Annotated in this window: 6 protein-coding genes; 2 read left to right on the top strand and 4 right to left on the bottom strand. The window is 65.6% G+C overall.

The window, feature by feature from the left end; all coding sequences use genetic code 11:
• Nucleotides 1-680: 680 nt before the first annotated feature.
• Nucleotides 681-1313 carry an AbfB domain-containing protein gene (locus EJK15_RS67635; protein WP_138720659.1) on the top strand — a complete coding sequence of 211 codons (633 nt, stop codon included), beginning with the start codon at nt 681-683 and terminating at the stop codon, nt 1311-1313.
• Between the two features lie 386 nt (nt 1314-1699).
• Here the strand turns inward: EJK15_RS67635 and EJK15_RS67640 are convergent, their stop codons facing one another.
• From EJK15_RS67640 to EJK15_RS67645, 3 genes are all read right to left on the bottom strand, one after another.
• Nucleotides 1700-2119: a serine/threonine protein kinase gene (locus EJK15_RS67640; protein ID WP_138720660.1), complete on the bottom strand. Its 420-nt coding sequence runs from the start codon at nt 2117-2119 to the stop codon at nt 1700-1702.
• 334 nt (nt 2120-2453) lie between these two features.
• Nucleotides 2454-2609, bottom strand: a complete 156-nt coding sequence (locus EJK15_RS72360) for a hypothetical protein (RefSeq protein ID WP_171075405.1) — start codon at nt 2607-2609, stop codon at nt 2454-2456.
• A 30-nt stretch (nt 2610-2639) separates the two neighbouring features.
• Nucleotides 2640-3023 (bottom strand): hypothetical protein, encoded by a 384-nt coding sequence (locus EJK15_RS67645; protein WP_138720661.1) that lies wholly within the window; start codon nt 3021-3023, stop codon nt 2640-2642.
• A gap of 522 nt (nt 3024-3545) precedes the next feature.
• On the opposite strand from EJK15_RS67645, the gene EJK15_RS67650 reads away from it, so the two are divergent.
• On the top strand, nt 3546-4166 hold the full coding sequence (locus EJK15_RS67650) for a hypothetical protein (RefSeq protein WP_138720662.1): 621 nt from the start codon (nt 3546-3548) through the stop codon (nt 4164-4166).
• Here the strand turns inward: EJK15_RS67650 and EJK15_RS67655 are convergent.
• On the bottom strand, nt 4167-4812 hold a 646-nt coding region (locus EJK15_RS67655), incomplete at its 5' end, for a TFIIB-type zinc ribbon-containing protein (protein ID WP_206062290.1).

Here is a 4812-nt window from a genome sequence, read left to right on the forward strand (position 1 = left end):
AAAATTTTCGAAGTCGTGTTACTACACTCTCGGCCCTTCGCGGCACCTCGAAGCTCGCTACAGGCCATCTACCTGCAGATTCTCGCTAACCATTCGCCACGTGTGACTACGAACTGCGGAACCCGGGCGATGCTTCGTCCCGAAATGATCGACGCGCTGAGATGGCCATAGACACGCGAACGGCGTCGGCCGAATAGGAGAAGGGTGGGGGCGGAACACGCACCGGCAGAAACGCGTCCAGTCCCGCGTCCCGCGTACGCCCAGCTCACAAGGGGGCCCACATGGGCATAGCGGTGCCGCCCGCACGAAGTGTGACACACATGATCGCGTGGGCGCAACCGTTGGCGGAATCGCCAACGTTCCTGCCGCCAACGGTTCAGCCCGCCCGGGGCCATCCTGGCCACCGAGCCACGGCCACCCATAGCCCATAGCGACCTGGGGGCAAGGTCCCAGGCAGGCCGGGAAATCCTCCCGATGGCCAGGCCGTACACCCCTCGTCATTGGGGGCTGCGCCGCCGCAAGCTAAAGACCATGGAGCCCAGCAACCGCCACCTCGGACGCCCGCTCCGGGCCAAGGAAGCGTTCCCCCGGGAGGGGGTACCGGGCTGAAGAGGTGTCCGGCTTCGTTCCGACAAGACTGACCCGGCCTTCGGGCCAAGGAGTCCCCGAGAGGACAGCTCATGAACAAGTTCCGCAGGACCATCGGTACGACCGTGACCACGGCCGCCCTCGCCGCCGGCCTGGCGCTCCCGATCGCCGGGACAGCCACCGCAGCCACCCTCCAGCCGACGACGAGCAGTTCAAGTACGGCGGCGCCGCGTATCAACTCCTTGGGAATGCTGCGCTCGTTGAACTGGCCGGAGCTCTGCATCAGGCACGCCTTCTTCCAGGGCGAGCTCACCCCATGCCCCACCCGATCCAGGGACGCAGCCGACTTCTACTTCAAGGCGGTCCGGGTCACGGGATACTCGAACCTCTACCGGTTAGCCGCGACAAACAAGAACCTGACCCGCTTCTACCTCCGGCACGAAAACTACCGAATCGTGCTGTCGAAGGTCCCGCCGAAGTCAAACAAGGCGGCCTACAACCTCTTCCTCAAGGATTCCGCCTTCTACCTCAAAACGGGTCGCAACGGAAAGGGCATCTCATTCGAGTCGTACAACTTCCCCGGCTGGTATATCCGGCACAAGAACTTCCACCTCTACATCTCCAAGGCAGGTGAGCCCGGCGATCGCCATTTCAAGGGCGACGCATCCTTCAGCTCCTTCAACGTGATCGACTGGGGTCCGGAGCTAGTACCGGTTGACGAGTAGCGGGCATCACCTGACGTGACAGGCAGCTTGCCGGTCACCCCCGCACCAGCCATCACCGGACTCATGGCCCTGCGCTCCGCCCTGCTCGCATTAGCCAATCGGGTCGCCGCGCCGCGGCCCGATGCCGCCCAAAGTGCCCCAGAGCGTCGAGCGAACGAGCCCATCGGGGTTCCTCCTCGGAGCTTGCTCGCCTCGGCGCGACGTCGGCGCGGATGGTGGCGGCGCTGTAGAGCGCTACCCGCAACAGTCGCTTCGGCCCAGGCCGGTAGACCAGGGAGGGGGCTCGCCGCTCATCTGCGGTGAGCCCCCGTTGGCATGTGGCATGTCCGCAGATCACCCGTGAATGTGCTCGGCGACCTTCGCCTGGAACGCCACTCAGAAGAAGTTCAGCCGCAGTGCACATTGTTGAGCTCGGTGACCTTCCCGGCCACTACCGTTCCGGTCACGTCAATACACTGGCCAGGCGCCGAGACGTACACCGGGCCAGCGTAGTACTTGTAATAGTCGGCATCAGGGTCATACCCGCTGCCGTCAGCTCTCGATATCGAGACGCCCTTCCACGTCGTGGTGCCGTAGGTGGAGCCGTAGCCGTAGGCCAGGGCGCAGTTCTTACCGGTGCTGGAGCTGTAGTACACCTCCAGCGTGCCCGTGCGGGTCCCGCTCTCGGGGATGGCGTAGACGCCGACCCGGGAGTAGCTGCTGCCGCACGGTCCAGCCGCGCCGGCCGGGGCGGCGCCCGCTACCAGCGTGGTGGAGGCAGCCAGGGCGGCGCCGGCCAGGAGGGTCGCCAGCTTGCGTGTGCGCACGAATATCCTTTCGATTGCCAATGGTGTGATCATGAATACCACTGGCTTACGGCCGCGACCCACGAGTCGTGCTCAATGTGACGGTTCGCACACTTACCCCCACTGCCCGTTCGTGCCGAGGTGTTGCCATATCCGGAGTCACGCGTGGACGTGCTAGGCAACCTTCGCCTGAAACGCCTCGACGGCCTCCTCGTCGCGGGCGAGCGGCCACCCGCAGGACAGCGTGTACTCCATGGCGCCGTCATGGTCGGCGATATGCAGCAGGTGGAACATCTGCGTCCCGGTAGATCAGCCCCACATACTCGACGTCGCCGCCGCAGCCCCTCATCACTGATCATTTCGCTCGCACTCTCCGCTTCCGCAGCAGCTCCCCCACCTGGTCACACCCTTCCTCGGGGCAGAACGCCGGCCACTCCCAGCCGTCCAGCAGCGTCGTATGCCCCCACCGGCATGCCACGTACAGCTCGAACGGCCAGAAGAGACCAGTCACGCCCGCTACGCCGCCCTTTCCGAGCGACGCCTACGAGCAGTAGTAGAGACCAACTCCCGGCCTGCTCCACCCCTTGTCGCCGTAGTTGTAGTCACGCGTCTCACGTCCCAGGATGGTGTAGGGGCCGGCGTCAACCCAATAGGGGATGTCGACGCAGAAGGTCTTGACGGCGGTGCACTCGTTGGTTGCCCGCACCCAGTACTCGCCGTCCGAGTCAGTCCACCACTTCGAGTGCTGAACGTTGCAGGCGCTCTGGGACGTGTTCGCGGAGGCACTCGCGGAGGCGCTCGGGGCGACGGCGAAGACAGCCAGCGCTCCCATGGCGACGACGAGTTTCATCTTGCTGTTCATGGCGGATTTCCTCCCGGGCGCGAGGGTGATGAACGCGCTGCGGAAAGGCTTGGTCAAGGTCATTGTGAATCCTTCCTGATGTACCGATGGGACTGGCTACGGCCGCCCGGTTCAGTGATCGCTATGCGTTCGTCCAGGGCGGTCAGCAGCCCGATCACGGCTGCGGGATCAAGTGCACTACACGGCGCCGCCGCACGTCACCCTGTTCCAGCCTGGGCAGGAACACCCAGGTCACAGCCCTGCCCCCTCAGTCTTGGGCCCGGACGGTTGTCTGGCAGCCCCCTTTCACCACTCCAGACAATCGGTGGCTCGCCCGCCGGCGCCTTGATCTCCACCAAGGGGTGCATAGACGGCGGGTCCGACAGGCTTACGCACGCGCGGGTGACCGCGGCTTGCTTCGTGTGGGCCGGAGCGCCAGCGCGCTGCGCGATCACCCGCCACCCCGCACCACAATGGGTTATGGGACGGAAACCCCCGCGGCGCTCCCCACTCCTGAGCAGGCCGCCTCGCGCCACCGTACGCATCACCGCCCGCCCCCGGCCGCGCCGGCGCCTTCGTCACAAGCTCACGTCGGTTCAGCTCTGGGTGGCCATCGCGGGCATCATCGGCAGCCTCACGGCCGTGCCCGCGCTCATCATCGCCATGAACGCCTTGAAGATCAGCGAGCGGCAACGCGCTGACGCCCTGAGGATCAGCTCTGAGCAGCGGGCCGAAGCTCAGCGCGTAAGAGCGGACGCGGACTCGGCTAACCAGCGCGCCTTCATTCAGCGGATAACCGTGGAGTCGAAGCCGTGGAACGTCGGCGCTCTACCCAACGGTGACGGCACGATAGTGATCAGTAATGGAAATACGACTCGGACATACGTCGAGTTGCGCGGGGACATCTTCTTGGACGCCGAGCAGCAATACCTAACTGCCGAGTTCACAGCACGCTTCGATGCTCCCGCATGCAGCCAAGCGACCTACATGATCAACGATGCGTACCGAAGAGCCCTCGTAATTGACCATCTCAGGGAAAGCGAGCCACTAATTGAAGATTTCTACGTCGCCGTCCACAATCCACTCGATCGCCGCTTGTGGCACGGCCGCGAGTATCCCACGCCGATCGAGCAGGACAGCGACTTGTGGCGTCACCATTACGAGCCGAATGGTGGTTCGGTGCCCTTTGAGCCAGCCGAGAAGCGTGCACTCCCAGGATGCGTGTGATCAGCCGACCTCCTCGGTGAGGAGGTCCATCGCCTCCGCCTCGCTGACGTGCCGCCCGCAGTTCTCACACACGTAGTAGCCGGCCCGCGGCGACCACTCCAGCCTCCGCAGCCCGCAACCAGGGCAGCGTGCGAGCGTGTGGCCGGGCTCATCATCCACCAGCCTGCGCAGCCGACCTTCCCAGGCGAGAGCCCAATCGACCACGCCCAGCTCCACCGGACGCTCCTCATCCTCCACGCTCGACATCACCACCAGGCCCTCCAAGCCGAGCACCGCGTCCAGCTTGTCCACCAGCCACGACACCGACCGCGACCTCACCACCCCCGACCGGCCGGCGGGCACCTGGTCCGCCAGCTCCAGCCGCTCCCCCACGTCCCGCCGCAACCTGAGCAGCTCCCCCGTCAGCGTGTGCACCACATCGCCCTCCCCCGACAACGACCCGTGCGGCCTGGTCCCCTTCACGCGTGACCAGCGCGACTGCGCTCTCACCACGCCCGGCCGCGCCGCCCAGCTGGCGGCCAGCTCATCCACCACCAGCAGCGCACGACGGCACGTCCCCGCACACCGCGAACAGTGCAGCGGCTCCCCGCCCCGCCACTCCAGCACCGGCATAACCGGCTCAGGCGGCGACTCCCCCTCACCGCCC

This window comes from Nonomuraea basaltis, assembly GCF_005893125.1.
GTDB classification, from domain to species: Bacteria; Actinomycetota; Actinomycetes; order Streptosporangiales; family Streptosporangiaceae; genus Nonomuraea; species Nonomuraea basaltis.